General features: G+C 69.3%; 19 protein-coding genes and 1 tRNA gene. 18 read left to right on the forward strand and 2 right to left on the reverse strand.

What is annotated here, in order from left to right; all coding sequences use genetic code 11:
• Window positions 1-23 precede the first annotated feature (23 nt).
• Genes AW270_RS16485 through AW270_RS16495 form a run of 3 tightly spaced genes read left to right on the forward strand, consistent with a single transcriptional unit; the run spans window position 24 to window position 3286 of the window.
• Complete coding sequence (locus tag AW270_RS16485) at window positions 24-2054, forward strand: ATP-binding protein (protein WP_157522105.1); 2031 nt, start codon at window positions 24-26, stop codon at window positions 2052-2054.
• Window positions 2041-2598 (forward strand): RNA polymerase sigma factor, encoded by a 558-nt coding sequence (locus AW270_RS16490; RefSeq protein ID WP_061295214.1) that lies wholly within the window; start codon window positions 2041-2043, stop codon window positions 2596-2598. The genes AW270_RS16485 and AW270_RS16490 overlap by 14 nt, the downstream gene beginning before the upstream one ends.
• Entirely contained in the window at window positions 2585-3286 is a 702-nt protein-coding gene (locus tag AW270_RS16495; protein ID WP_061295215.1) for a hypothetical protein, read from the forward strand. The genes AW270_RS16490 and AW270_RS16495 overlap by 14 nt, the downstream gene beginning before the upstream one ends.
• Here the strand turns inward: AW270_RS16495 and AW270_RS16500 are convergent.
• Entirely contained in the window at window positions 3275-4288 is a 1014-nt protein-coding gene (locus tag AW270_RS16500; RefSeq protein ID WP_061295216.1) for an adenosine deaminase, read from the reverse strand. The two genes, AW270_RS16495 and AW270_RS16500, sit on opposite strands and share 12 nt — an antisense overlap.
• Window positions 4289-4360: 72 nt before the next feature.
• Here AW270_RS16500 and AW270_RS16505 point away from each other — a divergent pair, with 72 nt between their 5' ends.
• Genes AW270_RS16505 through AW270_RS16520 form a run of 4 tightly spaced genes read left to right on the forward strand, consistent with a single transcriptional unit; the run spans window position 4361 to window position 6859 of the window.
• Window positions 4361-4855 (forward strand): SigE family RNA polymerase sigma factor, encoded by a 495-nt coding sequence (locus AW270_RS16505; protein WP_061295217.1) that lies wholly within the window; start codon window positions 4361-4363, stop codon window positions 4853-4855.
• Window positions 4852-5778, forward strand: coding sequence for a PASTA domain-containing protein (locus tag AW270_RS16510; RefSeq protein WP_061295218.1), 927 nt, complete (start codon window positions 4852-4854; stop codon window positions 5776-5778). Before AW270_RS16505 ends, AW270_RS16510 begins: the two co-directional genes overlap by 4 nt.
• A 36-nt stretch (window positions 5779-5814) precedes the next feature.
• The gene (locus tag AW270_RS16515) at window positions 5815-6297 is read left to right on the forward strand and encodes a SigE family RNA polymerase sigma factor (RefSeq protein WP_061295219.1); all 483 of its coding nucleotides are present in this window, start codon (window positions 5815-5817) and stop codon (window positions 6295-6297) included.
• Window positions 6287-6859, forward strand: a complete 573-nt coding sequence (locus tag AW270_RS16520) for a hypothetical protein (protein WP_061295220.1) — start codon at window positions 6287-6289, stop codon at window positions 6857-6859. The genes AW270_RS16515 and AW270_RS16520 overlap by 11 nt, the downstream gene beginning before the upstream one ends.
• Here the strand turns inward: AW270_RS16520 and AW270_RS16525 are convergent, their stop codons facing one another.
• Window positions 6860-8059, reverse strand: coding sequence for a pyridoxal phosphate-dependent aminotransferase (locus AW270_RS16525; protein ID WP_061295221.1), 1200 nt, complete (start codon window positions 8057-8059; stop codon window positions 6860-6862).
• A 182-nt stretch (window positions 8060-8241) separates the two neighbouring features.
• Between AW270_RS16525 and AW270_RS16530 the strand changes: the two genes are divergently transcribed.
• The 11 genes from AW270_RS16530 (at window position 8242) to rpoB (ending at window position 18251) form a co-directional block, all read left to right on the forward strand.
• Window positions 8242-8314: transfer RNA gene (locus tag AW270_RS16530), tRNA-Trp, on the forward strand.
• 72 nt (window positions 8315-8386) lie between these two features.
• Window positions 8387-8641, forward strand: coding sequence for a preprotein translocase subunit SecE (gene secE / locus AW270_RS16535; RefSeq protein ID WP_061295311.1), 255 nt, complete (start codon window positions 8387-8389; stop codon window positions 8639-8641).
• 45 nt (window positions 8642-8686) lie between these two features.
• Window positions 8687-9475 (forward strand): transcription termination/antitermination protein NusG, encoded by a 789-nt coding sequence (nusG, locus tag AW270_RS16540; RefSeq protein WP_061295222.1) that lies wholly within the window; start codon window positions 8687-8689, stop codon window positions 9473-9475.
• Between the two features lie 121 nt (window positions 9476-9596).
• Window positions 9597-10028, forward strand: coding sequence for a 50S ribosomal protein L11 (gene rplK / locus AW270_RS16545; RefSeq protein ID WP_030451515.1), 432 nt, complete (start codon window positions 9597-9599; stop codon window positions 10026-10028).
• A gap of 205 nt (window positions 10029-10233) precedes the next feature.
• Window positions 10234-10947, forward strand: coding sequence for a 50S ribosomal protein L1 (gene rplA / locus AW270_RS16550; RefSeq protein WP_061295223.1), 714 nt, complete (start codon window positions 10234-10236; stop codon window positions 10945-10947).
• A 140-nt stretch (window positions 10948-11087) separates the two neighbouring features.
• Window positions 11088-11909, forward strand: a complete 822-nt coding sequence (locus AW270_RS16555; protein WP_061295224.1) for an SCO4651 family lipoprotein — start codon at window positions 11088-11090, stop codon at window positions 11907-11909.
• 236 nt (window positions 11910-12145) lie between these two features.
• Window positions 12146-12697 carry a 50S ribosomal protein L10 gene (gene rplJ, locus AW270_RS16560; RefSeq protein WP_061295225.1) on the forward strand — a complete coding sequence of 184 codons (552 nt, stop codon included), beginning with the start codon at window positions 12146-12148 and terminating at the stop codon, window positions 12695-12697.
• A gap of 81 nt (window positions 12698-12778) precedes the next feature.
• Window positions 12779-13174: a 50S ribosomal protein L7/L12 gene (gene rplL / locus AW270_RS16565; RefSeq protein WP_061295226.1), complete on the forward strand. Its 396-nt coding sequence runs from the start codon at window positions 12779-12781 to the stop codon at window positions 13172-13174.
• A gap of 152 nt (window positions 13175-13326) precedes the next feature.
• The gene (locus tag AW270_RS16570; RefSeq protein ID WP_061295227.1) at window positions 13327-13836 is read left to right on the forward strand and encodes an Rv1363c family protein; all 510 of its coding nucleotides are present in this window, start codon (window positions 13327-13329) and stop codon (window positions 13834-13836) included.
• Window positions 13836-14342 (forward strand): Rv1363c family protein, encoded by a 507-nt coding sequence (locus AW270_RS16575; protein WP_061295228.1) that lies wholly within the window; start codon window positions 13836-13838, stop codon window positions 14340-14342. The genes AW270_RS16570 and AW270_RS16575 overlap by 1 nt, the downstream gene beginning before the upstream one ends.
• A 444-nt stretch (window positions 14343-14786) precedes the next feature.
• Window positions 14787-18251 (forward strand): DNA-directed RNA polymerase subunit beta, encoded by a 3465-nt coding sequence (gene rpoB / locus AW270_RS16580; protein ID WP_061295229.1) that lies wholly within the window; start codon window positions 14787-14789, stop codon window positions 18249-18251.
• The last annotated feature ends 9 nt before the right edge of the window (window positions 18252-18260 follow it).

Genomic DNA, 18260 nt, shown 5'->3' on the forward strand with positions numbered 1-18260 from the left:
TGCGTCGTGAAAGCCTGACGGCCGTGAACCTTCCGGCGGAAACCAGTACCTTCGTCGGGCGAGACGCGGAGTTGTCCGAGGTCGGCCGACTGCTCACCGAATCCTCCCTGGTGACGCTCACCGGTCCGGGCGGCGTGGGGAAGACGCGTCTGGCGTTCCGTGCGGCGGAACAGTACGCCGGGGTTCACCTGGAGCCGGTCCGGGTGGCCGAGTTGGCCGCCGAGCGCAACGGCGATCTGCTCGCCCACGCGGTCTCCGCTGCGCTCGGCCTTCCCGAGCAGTCGGTCCGGCCTCAGGGCGAGGTGCTGGCCGCGCACCTCGCCGACAGCCGCCTGCTGATCGTCCTCGACACCGTCGAACACCTCGTCGGGCCCGCCCGCACCCTCGTCGGCCAGGTGCTGACGGCGGCGCCCGGGGTCCGTTTCCTGGTCACCAGCCGCCAGCCGCTCGGCCATCCGTCCGAGCGCGTCTTCCGGGTGTGCCCACTGGCCGAGCCCGACGCGCTGCTGCTGTTCGCCGAACGCGCCACCGCCGTGGTCCCCGGCTTCGCCTCCACCGACGAGGTCGCCCGGCTCTGCCGCCGGATGGAGGGCCTGCCGCTGGCCATCGAACTGGCCGCCCGGCGGCTGCGCTCGATGACCCCCGAGGAGCTCGCCGACCGGCTCGACGACCGGTTCGCGCTGCTGTCGGGCCACCCGGGCCGCACCGGCCGCCACGCCGCGCTGCGCACCTCCGTCGGCTGGAGCCACGAACTCTGCACGCCCGACGAGCGGCTGCTGTGGGCCCGGCTGTCGGTGTTCGCCGGGTCGTTCGAGGCCGAGGCCGCCGCCTACGTCTGCGGCGACGAGCGGGTGCCCAACGTGCCCGCCACACTGGCCCGGCTGGCCGACAAGTCGGTCGTCTGCTCCATCGGCGACCGCTTCCACATGCTCGACACCTTCCGCGACTACGGCCGCGAGTGGCTGCGCGAACTCGGCGAGGAGGAGCACATGATGCTCCGCCACCGCGACCACTACGTCGCGGCGGCCCGCCGCGCCGAAGCCGACTGGTGCGGCCCCAACCAGGAGACCTGGGCCGACTGGGCCCGGGGCGAGATGTCCAACCTGCGGCTGGCCCTCGACCGGAGCGTCGCCAGCCCGCCCGGCCTCGACCTGGCCGGCCGCCTCTGGTTCGTCTGGTACTGCCTCGGGCACGCCCGCGAGGGCCGCTACTACCTTGATCGCGCGTTGGAACGTAACACCTCCGACAGCTCCCAGCGCACCCGCGCCCTGTGGGCCGCCGCCTACGTCGCCTTCGCCCAGGGCGACCACGACCAGATGTCCATCCGCCTCACCCAGGCCCGCGAGGCCGCCCTCGCCCAGGACGACCCGGCCGCCATCGGCCACGCCTGCACCGGCGCGGCCAGCCTGGCGCTGTTCCAGGGCGACTTCGACGCCGTCCGCCTGCTCGCCGAGGAGGCCATCGACCACCTCGACCGCGTCGGCGGCCGCTACGTCGCCCGCCTGTCGGCGATGTCGCTGCTCGCGCTGGCGCTGATCGGCCGGGGCGACCCCGACGAGGCGGTGGCCGTGCTGGAGGGCCAGCGGTCGGCCTGCGAGGCGCTCGGCGAGGAGTGGGCCCGCTCGATGGGAGACCAGATCCGCGCCGCGGCCGAACTCGGCCGGGGCGACGCCGTCACCGCCGACCGCTACGCCCGCACCTCGCTGCGCACGATCTGGCGGCTGGGCGACGTGATGGGCAGCGCGATGGCCGTCGAACGCCTCGCCGCCTGCGCGGTGGCCATGGGCGACGCCGTGCGCGCGGCCCGCCTGCTGGGCGTGGGGGAGCGGCTGTGGGCCGAGTTCGGGCCGACCCACTTCGCCCCGCCCGGCTTCGTCGAGTCCCGGGCCCGCACCGACCGGCGCACCCGCCGGGTGCTGGGGGAGCCCGCCTACCTGGAGGCCTACGGCGAGGGCCGGCAGATGGAGCTCGACGCGGGCGTGACCTACGCGCTCGGCGGTCTTCCCAATTCGGGAGCGATGCGGTGGAATCAACCCGCCGATGAATGCCGATGATCCACTGACCGACGACGACGCGGTCGGCCGCGCGCTCTCCGGTGACCTGGGCGCCTACGAGACCCTGGTCAGCCGGTACACCGCGATCGCCCACCGCACCGCGTTCCTGCTCGGAGCCGGGAACGAGGCCGAGGACGTGGTCCAGGAGGCGTTCGTCAAGGCCTATCGTCATCTGAGGTCGTTCCGGCGCGACTCGGCGTTCCGGCCGTGGCTGCTGCGCATCGTCGCCAACGAGACCCACAACGCCACCCGGTCCAGGGGACGGCGGGCCGACCTGTCCGTCCGGCTGGAGGGGGTGCGGGAGCCGTCCGGCCCCGAAGACCCGCAGGACACGGCGGTGGCGGGCGACCGGTCGGCGCGGCTGCTCGCGGCGGTCCGGGCGCTGCCTGATCGGGAACGTGAAGCGGTGGTCTGCCGGTATTTCTTGCAGTTGTCCGAAGCGGAGACGGCGGAGGTCCTCGGCTGCCCGGTCGGTTCGGTGAAGAGCCGCACCCACCGGGGGCTGCGACGACTGCGGGAGGAGGTGGACCGTGAACTCCTCTGACGATGATTTCGAGGCCGAACTCCGGGCCCTGGGCGAGTCCCTGCACGTGCCGCCGCCGCCCGGCGACATGTCCGCCCGGGTGCTCGCCGCGCTGGAGGAGCCGAAACCGCGCTTCACCACCAAGCGCCTGGTGGCCGTGGTGGCCGCCTTCCTCGTGGTGCTCGTCGCCGCCACCCCGCAGGGCCGCGCGGCCGTGGCGGAGGTGCTGCGGTTCGCCGGGGTCGAGATCGAGGTCGGCACGTCCGGGCCGCTCCCGTCGGGCTCACCCTCGCCGCTGCCGTCGGAGACGAGCGCCGCGCTGGCCGAGGCGCGCCGGATGGTGGCCTTCCCGCTGGTCGTCCCGGCCGCGCTCGGCGAACCCGGCCAGGTCAGGGTGGCCGACGGCGGCCAGGTGGTCAGCATGTACTGGGACGGCGTCCGCCTCGACCAGTACGACGGCACCCTGCGCGACGTCTGGAACAAGCAGCTCGGCGAGCCGTTCCCCCAGCCGGCCCGGGTCGGCGACCTGGCGGCGATGTGGATCCCGCAGAAGCACGGCATCGAATATCTGCCGAAGGGCGGGGGACGGCCCGTCTCCCTCCGTCTCGCCGGGCCCACCCTGATCTGGCAGTCAGGCGGGGTCGGCCTTCGGCTGGAGGGCGTGGCGACCCTCGACGAGGCGACCAGGATCGCGGCGTCAGTTCGCTAGCCAGGCGTCGACGTCGGCGAGGATCTCCTTCTTGACCGGTTCGGGCGCCGCCGACGAGCGGATCGACTGACGGGCCAGCTCGGCCAGCTCGGCGTCGGAGAAGTCGTAGACGTCCCTGGCCAGCTCGTACTGCGGCAGCAGCCGGGCGCCGAACAGCAGCGGGTCGTCGGCGCCGAGCGCGATCGGCACCCCGGCCTCGAACAGCCTTCTCAGCGGCACGTCCTCCGGCCCCCGCGCCACCCCCAGACCCACGTTCGAGAGCGGGCAGACCTCGCAGGTGACCCGCCGGTCGGCCAGCCGCTCCATCAGGCGGGGGCTCTCGGCGGCGCGGACACCGTGGCCGACGCGGTCGGCCCCCAGGTCGTCGACGCACTCGGCGACGCTCGGGGCGCCCAGCAGCTCGCCGCCGTGGGGGACGGCCAGCAGCCCGGCCCGCTTCGCGATCCGGAACGCCGCGTCGAAGTCGCGGGCCCGGCCCCGGCGCTCGTCGTTGGACAGCCCGAAGCCGATCACCCCCTGGTCGGCGTACTGGCCGGCCAGCCGGGCGAGGGTCCGCGCGTCGAGCGGATGACGGGTCCGGTTGGCCGCGACGATGACCGCCAGCCCCACTCCGGTCGACTGCGACGCCTGCCGGGCCGCGTCGAGCGCCAGCTCTAGCGTCTGGGTCAGCCCGCCGAACCGCGAGGCGTATCCCGACGGGTCGACCTGGATCTCCAGCCACCGCGACCCTTCGCGGGCCTCGTCCTCGGCCGCCTCGCGGACCAGCCGGTAGACGTCTTCGGGCCGCCGCAGCACCGAGCGGGCGATGTCGTAGAGCCGCTGGAACCGGAACCAGCCGCGTTCGTCGGTGGCGTGCAGTTGCGGCGGCCAGTCCTGCACCAGCGCGTCGGGCAGGTGCACCCCCTGCTCCTGGGCGAGCTCGATCAGCGTCGAATGGCGCATCGAACCGGTGAAGTGCAGGTGGAGGTGGGCTTTGGGGAGTTTGTCGAGTGGACGCCGCATCTCCATATCCTGACGCACGGCACTCAACCTCGGACCCGGTTCGCGCGTTGTGGACGAGCGAAAGGGGAGCCCATGACCGATGAAGACGAAGCGGCCTTCGACGAGTTCGTGGCCGCGCGCAGCACCGCGCTGCTCCGGACCGCGATCCTCGTCTGCGGCGCCAGCGCCCACGACGCCGAGGACCTGGTCCAGGGCGCGCTGGAGAAGGTCTACCGCCACTGGTCCCGCATCCGGGCCGACAACCCGGAGGCCTACGCCAGGAAGGTGGTGGTCAACAGCGCCATCACCCGCTCGCGACGGCGGAAGGTCATTCAGGAGATCACGTTCGCCGCCCCGCCCGACACCCCCGTCGAGGGCCCGGACCTCGGCCTGCGCGAGGCGATGCTCGCCGAGCTGCGCAAACTGCCCGCCCGCATGCGGGCGGTGCTGGTGCTGCGCTACTGGGAGGACCAGTCGGAGATCGAGACGGCCGCCCTGCTCGGCTGCTCGGTCGGCACCGTCAAGAGCCAGGCGGCGCGGGGGCTCGCCAGGATCAGAGAAGCGATGGTTGAAGGAGTGCCCGCATGAACGTCGAGGAAGAACTGAAAGAGGCGATGCGCGTCCAGGTGGGCGACGTCTACGCCCCGCCGTCGATGGGCAGCGCCGTCCGGCGTCGCCGTCGCCGCTCGCTCGTCCGTTTCCGTACGGCCGGAGCCGTGCTGGTGACCGCGGCCGTCGCCGTCACCGTCCCCGTGGTCCTGACCAACACCGAGCCGGTCGCCGGACCCGCGAGCGGCGCGTCGGCGCCCGCCATCGCGGTGCCCGGGATCGTCGTGCCCGACGTGATCGGCATGAACGCCAAGCAGGCCTACCATCTCCTGGAGCAGGCCGGCCTGACCCCGATGCTCATGACGCCAGGAGAGGGCGCCGACGAGGCCGGCCTGGTCGCGGGCGAGAAGGTCATCCAGACCAGCCCCGCCGCCGGAACCGTGGCCGACCCGAAGGCGCTCGTCCAGATCAAGGTCCCGTGGGTCCCCGCCCCGACCGCCTCCCCCGAGGCCGAGACCGGCAAGCCGGTCGACTCGGGGCTGGGCGACCTCGGCGACGGCCTGACCTGGATGGGCATCCACGTCGGCTACCTCCCCGAGGGCGTGAAGTGGAGCGGCCGCTCCTACGTGGGCGGCTTCGGCCCGAAGTCGGCCACCGTGCCCTACGTCGTCGGCGGACTGGAGGAGGGCATGTACTCCGTCCAGGTGATCGTCACCGCCGACCAGAAGCTGATGCGCCGCGACGGCGAGCAGGTCGCCCCCGGCACCTGGGTCTCCAACTACGGCGAGGGCGGCGAGAAGCTCGACTTCGGCTCCGGCTCGACCCTCACCGCCAGCCGGGAACTCTCCGATGACCAGGTCGTCCAGGTCCTGTTCAGCCCCGACTTCAGCAAGTCCCTCGGCGAGGCCAAGGCCAAGGAGGAGATCGCCAGGGTGATCGCCGGCATCCGCCCGGAGAAGTAGGGCAACCTCCTCGCGGGCTCAGGCGTATGTGAGGGCATGACGGGATTCGCCGAGTTCGTCGCCGCCCGGGGCACCGCCCTGCTCCGGACGGCGTACCTCACCTGCGGGTCCGTCCACGAGGCCGAAGACGTGCTGCAGACCGCCCTGGAGAAGGCCTGCCGCAACTGGTCCCGGATCGACGACCGCGACCCGGAACCCTATGTACGGCGCATCATCGTCAACACCGTCATCAGCCGGGCCAGACGACGGGCGATCCTGCGGATCATCCCCACGGGATCGCCCCCCGACCGCCCCGCGCCCTCCGACGACCCGGTGCTGCGCCACGTGCTCATGGACGGCCTGCGGGCCCTGCCGCCCCGCCAGCGCGCGGTGATCGTGCTGCGCTACTGGGAGGACCTGACCGTGAGCCAGACCGCCGAGATCCTCGGCTGTTCCGTCGGCACGGTGAAGAGCCAGGCAGCCAAGGCCACAGCCCGCCTGCGCGCCCTGCTGGCCGAGGAGGCGACCAATGCTGGATGACCTCAAGGCGGCCATGGCCGCCGAGACCGCCCACCTGGCCGTCGCCCCCGACCTGGCCGAACGCGTCGAACGCCGGGCCGCCCGGAAGAGGTGGCGCACCCTCCTCGCCTCGCTCCTCGTCCCCCTTCTCGCCGCCGTCGGCTGGTGGCTCGTCCCTCAGGTCGCCGGTATGAGCGCCGTACCGGCCGACCAGGTCATCGACGGCGTGGAGGTCGGTTACCTCCCGCCCGGGCTGACCAGGGTCCCGGTGGAACGCGAGACCGAGGACGGCTACACGTCCATCACCGGGCTCTGGACCACCGGCGGGGGCAAGCCCTTCGTCGACGGAGGTGACGGGGTCGCCGTCTCCGTCTACCGGGGTCCCCGGATCGAGAACACCCGTGCCTGGCTGGAGTCGTTCGGCAACGGGGAGACCCGCGAGATCGCGGGGCACGAAGGCGTCTACAGCACGGGGATGGGCGTCGATACCTTCTTCTGGGTTCCCAAGCCCGGTATGAATGTCATGATCAACACCGTCGGCGTGGACCTGGAACGGGTCGTCGCGGGGATCACCGTCCGCTAGCTAGCGGGCCTCGCCGAAGAGCTTGCCCAGGCGGGCGATCCCCTCGGCGAGGTCGTCGTCGCCCAGGGCGTAGGAGAGCCGGAAGTACCCCGGCGTGCCGAACGCCTCGCCCGGGACCACGGCCACCTCGGCCTCCTCCAGGACCAGTTCGGCCAGCTCGACCGACGACTGGGGCCGCTTGCCCCGGATCTCCTTGCCGATCAGCTCCTTGACCGACGGGTAGGCGTAGAACGCCCCCAGAGGCTCGGGGCAGACCACGCCCGGGATCTCGTTCAGCGTCCGGACGATGGCCTGCCGCCGCCGGTCGAAGGCGGTCCGCATCTCCGCCACCGCCGACAGGTCGCCCGAGACCGCCGCCAGGGCCGCCGCCTGGGCCACGTTGGACACGTTCGACGTCGAGTGGGACTGCAGGTTGGTGGCCGCCTTCACCACGTCGGAGGGGCCGATCAGCCAGCCCACCCGCCAGCCGGTCATCGCGTAGGTCTTGGCCACGCCGTTGAGCACCACGACCTTGCCGGCCAGCTCGGGGACGGCGGTCGCGATGCTGGTGAACTTCGCGTCGCCGTACACGAGATGCTCGTAGATCTCGTCGGTCACGACCCACAGGTCGTGTTCGACCGCCCAGCGGCCGATCGCCTCGACCTGCTCGGGCGGGTAGACCGCGCCGGTCGGGTTGGACGGCGACACGAACAGCAGCGCCTTGGTCCGCTCGGTGCGGGCCGCCTCCAGCTGCTCCACCGACGCCAGGTAACCGCTGGTCTCGTCGGTCAGCACGTCGACCTGGACGCCCCCGGCCAGCTTGATCGCCTCGGGGTAGGTGGTCCAGTAGGGCGCCACCACCAAGACCTCGTCGCCCGGGTCGAGCAGGGTCGCGAAGATCGCGTAGACGGCGTGCTTGCCGCCGTTGGTGACCAGCACCTGGCCCGGGTCGGCCTCGTACCCGGAGTCGCGCAGCGTCTTGGCCGCGATGGCCTGCTTCAGCTCGGGCAGCCCGCCCGGCGGCGTGTACTTGTGGAACCGGTTCTCCGCGCAGGCGGCCACGGCGGCCTCGACGATGTAGCCGGGCGTCGGGAAGTCGGGCTCCCCGGCCCCGAACCCGATCACGGGCCGCCCGGCGGCCTTCATGGCCTTGGCACGGGCATCGACGGCGAGGGTGGCCGACTCGGAAATGGCGGCGACACGCGCGGAGATTCGGTTCATGCGGACATGTTTTCAGAACGGTATGCCGCCACCCCGCCATATCCACGATGCGGACGGTACCGTTGACCTGCGCGGCCGTACTGGTTCGACGAAGTGACCGATCATGCGTACACTTCAGCGTCTAGTGGACCACAACGGCGGTGAACAGCTCGCCTGTTCTCCTGTAGTGTGGTGCACGGCTTAGGGCACTAGCGCAATTGGTAGCGCACCGGTCTCCAAAACCGGCGGTTGGGGGTTCGAGTCCCTCGTGCCCTGCGGAGTGCGGTCCGCGCACTAAGGGCGTATGAGCCGCCAGATGCGATGGACACGACGGATCAGGTGAGGACTGTGGCGATCGACACGCGCGGCGAGGCCGCGGCTCAGCCGGAAAAGCCGAGTGGCGAGAAGAAGGCCAAGCGCACCACCCCTGCCCTTTTCTACCGGCAGGCTGTAGCGGAGCTCCGCAAGGTCATCTGGCCTACGCGCAAGGAGCTGATCAACTACACCATCATCGTCCTCGTCTTCTGCCTGATCATGGTCGGAATCGTTTCCGCACTGGACTTCCTTTTGACGCAGGGTGTGCTGGCGGTCTTCGGTTCCTGAACCAGCCCGGCACAGTAGAACCCGACGGAAAGAGGAATAGCCATCGTGTCCGAGTCACCGCTGCATGCCGACGACTCCCGCGACAAGTGGGACGACGAGGCCGTTGAAGAGGTCGACGAGGCCGCTGACGACGCTGCGGAAGCCGACGAGGCCACCGAGGCTGAGGCTTCCGACGCCGACACCGACTCCGGCACAGACGCCCCCGCAGGCGCCGGAGTCGACGAAGACGGCGACATCCTCCCCGACGTCGACCCCGTCGAGGAGTTCAAGCGCCAGCTCCGCGGCCAGCTCGGCGAGTGGTATGTGATCCACTCCTACGCCGGCTACGAGAACCGCGTGAAGCAGAACATCGAGAGCCGCACCGGCAGCCTCAACATGGAGGACTACATCTTCCAGGTCGAGGTGCCGACCCACACGGTGACCGAGTTCAAGGGCGGCAAGAAGACCCCGATCAAGGAGCGCGTGCTGCCGGGATACGTCCTGGTCCGCATGGAGCTCACCGACGAGTCGTGGGCCGCGGTCCGCAACACCCCGGGTGTCACCGGCTTCGTCGGACTGTCCAACAAGCCCAGCCCCCTGAACCTCGACGAGGTCGCCAAGCTGCTGGCGCCCGAGCCGACCGAAGAGGTCAAGAAGGCCGCCAGCAAGTCGGCCGCCTCGACCGTCGAGTTCGAGATCGGCGAGTCGGTCACCGTCATGGACGGCCCGTTCGCCACGCTCCCGGCCTCGGTCAGCGAGATCAGCCCCGAGTCGCAGAAGCTCAAGGTGCTGGTTTCGATCTTCGGCCGGGAGACGCCGGTGGAGCTGTCGTTCAACCAGGTCTCGAAGATCTGAGGCTGTCGCCTACAATTAGACGTTCGGTCGAGCCGCTCCTTCGCGAAGGGCGGCTCGCCGACATGTTCCCCCTCCGTTTCGCGGGGGGGACGCATCACCCAAACAGGACCCGGAGAGAGTCATGCCTCCCAAGAAGAAGATCGCGGCGTTGGTGAAGGTCCAGCTTCCCGCTGGCCAGGCCACCCCCGCCCCGCCGGTCGGTACCGCCCTCGGTCCCCACGGCGTCAACATCATGGAGTTCGTCAAGCAGTACAACGCTGCGACGGAGTCCCAGCGGGGCAACATCATCCCCGTTGAGATCACCATCTTCGAAGACCGCACCTTCCAGTTCGTCACCAAGACGCCCCCGGCGCCTGAGCTGATCAAGAAGGCCCTCGGTCTGAAGAGCGGTTCGAACAACCCGCTGAAGACGAAGGTCGGCCAGCTCTCCAAGGAGCAGCTGCGCGCCATCGCCGAGCAGAAGATGCCCGACCTGAACGCCAACGACATCGAGATGGCCGAGCGCATCATCGCCGGCACCGCCCGCTCCATGGGCATCACGATCGCCGAGTAGTACCCCGGTCTTCCCCCCGCGCCGTAGTGCGAGGGAGCGCCGGCGTCTGGACTGAGGAGCGCAGGGGAGCGTAGCGACCCGGAGCGACGAGGGAAGACGCCGGATCGAAAGCGACCGAGCCGCCGTGCCGAAGGCACGGCAAATCATCCACAGTGGAAGGGCCTCGCGCGGCCCGTACCACGAACTCCCTTCAGGAGATGTAGCTGTGAAGCGCAGCAAGAGCTGGAAGAACGCGGCGGCGCAGATCGACCGCGACGCCCTGCTGAGCCCCGTCGACGGGGTTCGCCTGGCGAAGAAGACCGCGAGCACCAAGTTCGACGCCACCGTCGAGGTCGCCCTGCGTCTGGGCGTCGACCCGCGCAAGGCCGACCAGATGGTCCGCGGCACCGTCAACCTCCCGCACGGCACCGGTAAGACCGCCCGGGTCCTGGTCTTCGCGACCGGTGACCGTGCCGAGGAGGCGCGCGCCGCCGGGGCCGACATCGTCGGCGCCGACGAGCTGATCGACGAGGTCGCCAAGGGCCGCCTCGACTTCGACGCGGTCGTGGCCACCCCCGACCTCATGGGCAAGGTCGGCCGCCTGGGCCGCGTGCTCGGTCCCCGTGGCCTCATGCCCAACCCGAAGACCGGCACCGTCACGCCGGCCGTCGGCAAGGCCGTCACCGACATCAAGGGCGGCAAGATCGAGTTCCGTGTCGACCGTCACGCGAACCTGCACTTCATCATCGGCAAGGCGTCCTTCGACGAGCGTCAGCTCCTGGAGAACTACGCCGCCGCCCTCGACGAGGTGCTCCGTCTCAAGCCGTCGGCCGCCAAGGGCCGCTACCTGAAGAAGGTCACCTTCGCGACGTCGATGGGCCCCGGCATCCCGGTCGACCCCAACGTCACCCGCGGCATGACCGCCGAGGCCGACGCCTGATCGTCGCGATCAAGCACGCCTGAACAGCCCCCGTCCGGGTAACGGACGGGGGTTGTGTCTTTTCTGTGCGAATCCTGAGGACAGGAACGCGGGCCAGAACGGCCCAACGTAGGCTCGGGCCGACGAAGGGATTGACAAAGATGCGCAGATTCTTAGTGGCCGCCGGGGTCGTCACCGCCCTCGCGGTCGCGGGTTGCGGGACCACGACTGCCCAGCCGCTGGGGGACGTCAAGCTCTCCGCCGCCGAGGCCATCCAGCAGACGGCCCAGAAGGCCGACTCGATCGACTCCTACAGCGCCGACATCGTGCTCGACTTCGCCGACCCGAAGGGCCAGAAGGGGAGCGTCCAGGGCAGCATGCTGTTCCAGCAGAAGCCCACCCTCGCCTCCGACGTGACCCTGAGCCAGGTGTCGTTCGGCGGGCAGAACCTCCCGGGCGGGCTGCGGGTGATCCTGGCCGACGAGATCGCCTACGTGAAGATGGACATGCTGAAGACCCTCCTCGGCACCGACAAGCCGTGGGTGAAGGTCGACCTGAAGCAGGCCGGGGGCGCCGAGGCCGCCAGTCAGTTCCTCGACCAGGCCCAGCAGATCGACCTGAAGACGAGCGTCACGCTGCTGACCGCGTCCAAGGACGTCAAGGCCGTCGGCACCGAGCCGGTCAACGGGGTGGACACCACCCACTACTCGGGCACCTTCCCCGTCGAGGCGGCGGTCCTGCTGCTCCCGCAGAAGACGCAGGAGCAGGTCAAGGGCCAGCTCTCCCAGCTCAAGAACGTGAAGTTCGACGCCTGGATCGACGCCGACGGGCTGCCGCGCAAGATCGGCCTCAACGGCTCCGAGCAGGGCGCCAGCTTCGACGCCACGCTGCTGTTCAAGTCGTTCAACGAGAAGCTCGAGATCGCCGCGCCGGCCGCCGACCAGGTGGGCGACCTGCCCAAGAACATGCCCGTGGGCGGCTGATTTGGCGTTGCGGCCTTGACACCGTACTCTTAGTCCTGCCAAAGACCGCCGGTTGTCTCCGGGTGTGTATCCCGGTGACCGAAGGTCCCACGTTGTGGGCGACCCGCGCAGGTGTGACTGAGAGCCTCTTCAAGCCGTTCCGTGCTTGCTGAGAGCCCCGTGCGCCCTGCGCCCGGGGCTCGTTTGTTTTGTGGGGCGCTTCGATCCCTTCCGGCGGCACATCTGGAAGGAGGCCCATGGCGAAGGCGGAAAAGACCGGCGCGGTCGACGAGCTCAAGGCAGAGTTCGACGGCAGCAGCGCCGCCGTTCTGACCGAATACCGCGGGCTCACCGTCGCCCAGCTCAAGCAGCTGCGCACTTCTCTCGGTGGGCATGCGAAGTTCGCCGTGGCGAAGAACACGCTGGCCAAGATCGCGGCGAACAACGCCGGGATCACGGTCCTCGACGACCTGCTCTACGGCCCGACCGCCATCGCCTTCGTCAAGGGCGACGTGGTGGAGGCCGCCAAGGGTCTGCGTGAGTTCGCCAAGGCCAACCCCCTTCTGGTGATCAAGGGTGGGGTCGTCGACGGCAAGGCGATGAACCCCGCTGAGATCTCCAAGCTCGCTGACCTCGAGTCCCGTGAGGTTCTCCTCGCGAAGCTGGCCGGCGCCATGAAGGCCAAGCAGTCTCACGCTGCCGCCACCTTCGCCGCGCTGCCCACGCAGATGGCTCGTCTGGCCGAGGCCCTGCGCGCGAAGCGCGAAGAGTCCGCGGCCCCTGCGGCCCCGGCGGAGTCCGCCGAATAAGCAGGTCCGCGCGAGCGGGGGGCAACGCACACCGCGGTCCCTTTTCCACGTTTTCAGCACGATCCTTATGGAGGAACCATCATGGCGAAGCTCAGCACCGACGAGCTGCTCGACGCTTTCAAGGAGATGACCCTCCTTGAGCTGTCCGACTTCGTGAAGCTGTTCGAGGAGACCTTCGACGTCAAGGCCGCCGCGCCCGTCGCGGCCGTGGCCGTGGCCGGCCCGGCCGGTGGCGGCGCCGCTGCCGAAGAGGCCGAGGAGCAGGACGAGTTCGACGTCATCCTCGAGGCTGCCGGCGACAAGAAGATCCAGGTCATCAAGGAGATCCGGGCCCTCACGAGCCTGGGCCTCAAGGAGGCCAAGGACCTCGTCGACGGCGCGCCGAAGTCGGTCTTCGACGGCAAGGTCAACAAGGAGCAGGCGGAGAAGGCCAAGGCTGCCCTCGAGGGCGCCGGCGCCAAGGTGACCGTCAAGTAGTTCGCACGACCCGCGAAGCGGTCCGCTCCAGGTGCCTGGGCGGGCCGCTTCCGGCATTTCCGGGGTCTTTTCGGTCATTGGTCAGCGGGCTTTCCAGATCGGTTCGGTGTGTTTGATCCGGCGCCCGATGTGCCCCGATTACAATCCCGCCCGTGGCCAGGATCCGCCGTGAGGCCCCCCGCCGTCTCAACCTGGCCCTGCTGGCCGCCGTCGTCCTGCTCGGCGCCGCCGCCGGATGGATGTGGATGCTCAGAGCTAGCGCCCTGGCCCGGCAGGCCGACGAGGCCGCCGCCGTGGCCGCCGCCTCCACCCACGCCGTCAGCCTGATCTCGCTCGACCACCGCACTTTCGACACCGCCTTCCGCCGGGTGCTGTCGACCTCGACGGGGGAGACCCGGGCCCGCTACGAACGCGACCAGGCCGAGGCGCGGGCGACCGTGATGAAGGACAAGGTGCTGCAGACGGGGGTGCTGCGGGGCGCCGGGCTCGCGTCGATGAATCCCGAGGGGACCAGCGCCCAGGTGCTCGTGGTCGCCGACGTCATGATCGAGTTCACCGGGCGCGAGGGCGACAAGCCGGCGGAGCGGTTCTACCGCTGGCGCATGGACATGGCCAAACAGGGCGGTCAGTGGCTGGTCGCGACGGCCGAGCTGGTGCCGTGATGGCCGTCGTCCAGCGCGCGCTGCGGCTGACCTCGCTGCTCGCCGTCCTGGCCGTGGTGGCGCTGGGCGCGCTCGGCTGGCTGTATCTGGACCTCAGACGAGCTCAGGAGACCTCGGTCGCGGCCGCGGAGGCCGCTCAGGCGGCCAGGGCCTACGCGGCCGACATGCTCTCCTACGACCACCGGACGATCGAGGCCGACCTGGCCAGGGCCCGCAGCCACGCCACCGGCCCGCTGGCCGACCACTACGCCAACCTGGCGAGCACGTTCGTCCCTCAGGTGGTCAGCCAGCGGAAGGTCCAGCAGGCGACCGTGGCCGCCGTGGCGGTGGAGGAGGCCAGCCCCGAAAGGGTCAAAGTGCTGGTTTTCCTGAACACGACCACAAGCCGGACAGAGCAGCCGGCGGAGGTCGTACAGAACAGAGCGCGCCTGGTCATGGTGGTTACGGACGGTCGCTGGCTGGTGTCCGGGCTGTCGACGCTGATCGGCAACACGCCCATCCGGTGAGCCGCGCGACCCAATTGTTAGTCACGGTTGTGTTTTGGTTTGGGCGTCGCAGGGAAAGTCCAGGGCGTCGGAAGGTCGATCAACGGTCATCGTTGGGCCTTCCGTGTGACAGAGCGTTAGCGGACTCAGGTCGAGGGTATCGACTGGGCTCGGCGGGTTGTCGTCAGGGCTACGCAACCGGCGGTCGTCTCACGGAAGGGAAAAACCCAGCGTGCTGGCCATTGGTTAGCCGAAATGTCGTCTCTCGGGCTTGACGTTTGAGCCCAGACGGGTGATGCTGCCAGCAACGTGGAGCGCAGAGCGAGAGCGGAGTGGACAGGTGTATGCCCATCGGCTACACTGCCCCTTTGCGCTGCCCTTTGACGACCGTTTCTCTGAGTAACCTCGCTTTCTGGTCGTCTGGCGTGCGTGTAGTCAGTCCGCGAGCCCTCGGAAGGACATCTGTTGGCAGCCTCGCGCAACGCCTCCGCCGTACCCGCCGGTCCCCGCACCGTGTCGTTCGCACGTATCCAGGAGCCTCTGGAAGTTCCTGATCTTCTAGCTCTTCAGACCGAGTCCTTCGACTGGTTGCTCGGCAACGACAAGTGGAAGGCCCGGGTCGAGGCCGCCCGCCAGGCGGGCCGCCGCGATGTGCCGGCCCAGTCGGGTCTCGAGGAGATCTTCGAGGAGATCAGTCCCATCGAGGACTTCTCCGGCACCATGTCCCTCTCGTTCCGGGATCATCGGTTCGAGCCGCCCAAGTACTCGGTCGACGAGTGCAAGGACAAGGACATGACCTACTCCGCCCCGATGTTCGTCACGGCGGAGTTCATCAACAACACCACCGGTGAGATCAAGAGCCAGACCGTGTTCATGGGCGACTTCCCGCTCATGACCTCGAAGGGCACCTTCATCATCAACGGCACCGAGCGTGTCGTGGTGTCCCAGCTGGTCCGTTCGCCCGGTGTCTACTTCGAGCGCACCGTCGACAAGACGTCCGACAAGGACCTCTACGGCGCCAAGGTCATCCCGTCGCGGGGTGCCTGGCTCGAGTTCGAGATCGACAAGCGCGACAGCGTCGGCGTCCGCATCGACCGCAAGCGCAAGCAGGCCGTCACGGTCCTGCTCAAGGCGCTCGGCTGGACCAGCGACCAGATCCTGGAGCGCTTCGGCCAGTACGAGTCGATGCGCGCCACCCTGGAGAAGGACCACACCTCCGGCCAGGACGACGCGCTGCTCGACATCTACCGCAAGCTGCGCCCGGGCGAGCCCCCGACCAAGGAGTCCGCGCAGGCGCTGCTCGAGAACCTCTACTTCAATCCCAAGCGCTACGACCTCGCGAAGGTCGGCCGCTACAAGATCAATAAGAAGCTCGGCTGCGACTCCGAGATCACGCAGGGCACCCTCACCGAAGACGACGTCGTCGCCGCCATCGAGTACATCGTCCGGCTCCACGCCGGCGAGGAGTCGATGGGCGCCGACGGCAACGTGATCGTCGAGATCGACGACATCGACCACTTCGGCAACCGCCGCCTGCGTACCGTCGGCGAGCTCATCCAGAACCAGGTCCGCCTGGGCCTGGCCCGCATGGAGCGCGTCGTGCGCGAGCGCATGACGACCCAGGACGTCGAGGCGATCACGCCGCAGACCCTGATCAACATCCGCCCGGTCGTGGCGTCGATCAAGGAGTTCTTCGGCACGTCCCAGCTGTCCCAGTTCATGGACCAGACCAACCCCCTCGCGGGCCTGACCCACAAGCGCCGTCTGTCGGCGCTCGGGCCCGGTGGTCTGTCGCGTGAGCGGGCCGGCTTCGAGGTCCGTGACGTCCACCCGTCCCACTACGGCCGCATGTGCCCGATCGAGACGCCGGAAGGCCCGAACATCGGTCTGATCGGCTCGCTCGCGTCGTTCGGCCGGATCAACTCGTTCGGCTTCGTCGAGACCCCCTACCGGAAGGTCATCGACGGCAAGGTCAGCGAGCAGGTCGACTACCTCACGGCCGACGTCGAGGACCGTCACGTCGTGGCCCAGGCCAACACGCGCCTGAACGCCGACGGCAGCTTCGCCGAAGACCGCGTGCTCGCCCGCCGCAAGGGCGGCGAGTTCGAGGCGGTCCACCCGGGCGAGGTCGACTACATGGACGTCTCGCCGCGCCAGATGGTGTCGGTGGCGACCGCCATGATCCCGTTCCTCGAGCACGACGACGCCAACCGCGCGCTCATGGGCTCGAACATGCAGCGCCAGTCGGTGCCGCTCCTGCGGAGCGAGGCCCCGCTGGTCGGCACGGGCATGGAATACCGCGCGGCGACCGACGCCGGCGACGTCATCAGCGCCGAGAAGGCGGGTGTGGTCGAGGAGGTCTCCGCCGACTACATCACCGTGATGAACGACGACGGCACCCGGACCACCTACCGCGTCGCCAAGTTCAAGCGGTCCAACCAGGGCACCTGCTTCAACCAGAAGCCCATCGTCGCCGAGGGCGACCGGGTGGAGGTCGGCAAGGTCATCGCCGACGGCCCCTGCACCGACACCGGTGAGATGGCGCTCGGCAAGAACCTGCTCGTGGCGTTCATGCCGTGGGAGGGCCACAACTACGAGGACGCGATCATCCTGTCGCAGCGCCTCGTGCAGGACGACGTCCTGTCCTCGATCCACATCGAGGAGCACGAGGTCGACGCCCGCGACACCAAGCTCGGCCCGGAGGAGATCACTCGGGACATCCCGAACGTCTCCGAGGAGGTCCTGGCCGACCTCGACGAGCGGGGCATCATCCGGATCGGCGCCGAAGTGGTCACGGGTGACATCCTCGTCGGAAAGGTCACCCCCAAGGGTGAGACCGAGCTGACCCCCGAGGAGCGCCTGCTCCGCGCGATCTTCGGTGAGAAGGCGCGCGAGGTGCGCGACACCTCGCTGAAGGTGCCCCACGGCGAGTCCGGCAAGGTCATCGGTGTCCGCGTGTTCAGCCGCGAGGAGGGCGACGAGCTCCCCCCCGGCGTGAACGAGCTGGTCCGCGTCTACGTGGCCCAGAAGCGCAAGATCACCGACGGCGACAAGCTGGCCGGCCGTCACGGCAACAAGGGCGTCATCTCCAAGATCCTGCCGGTCGAGGACATGCCGTTCCTCGAAGACGGCACCCCGGTCGACATCGTCCTCAACCCGCTCGGTGTGCCCGGCCGAATGAACGTCGGCCAGGTCCTGGAGACCCACCTGGGGTGGATCGCCGCCCGAGGATGGGACGTCTCCGGCATCGAGGAGGCGTGGGCCGAGCGGCTGCGTGAGAAGGAGATGACCGAGATCAAGCCGTGGACCAAGGTCGCCACTCCGGTGTTCGACGGTGCCCACGAGGAGGAGATCGTCGGTCTGCTCAACAGCACGCTCAAGAACCGCGACGGTTCCCGGATGGTCCAAGAGAACGGCAAGGCCCGTCTCTTCGACGGCCGCTCCGGCGAGCCGTTCCCGCACCCGATCTCGGTCGGCTACATCTACATCCTCAAGCTGCTGCACCTCGTCGACGACAAGATCCACGCCCGTTCGACCGGTCCTTACTCGATGATCACCCAGCAGCCGCTGGGCGGTAAGGCGCAGTTCGGCGGCCAGCGCTTCGGCGAGATGGAAGTGTGGGCCCTGGAGGCCTACGGCGCCGCCTACGCGCTGCAGGAGCTCCTCACGATCAAGTCGGACGACGTCCTCGGCCGTGTGAAGGTCTACGAGGCCATCGTCAAGGGCGAGAACATCCCCGAGCCCGGCATCCCCGAGTCCTTCAAGGTCCTCATCAAGGAAATGCAGTCGCTGTGCCTGAACGTCGAGGTGCTCTCCAGCGACGGCATGTCCATCGAGATGCGTGACACCGACGAGGACGTCTTCCGCGCGGCGGAGGAGCTCGGTATCGATCTGTCCCGGCGCGAGCCGAGCAGCGTGGAAGAAGTCTGAGGGGGAATT

It is taken from the genome of Herbidospora cretacea (genome assembly GCF_001570605.1).
Classification (GTDB): Bacteria; Actinomycetota; Actinomycetes; order Streptosporangiales; family Streptosporangiaceae; genus Herbidospora; species Herbidospora cretacea.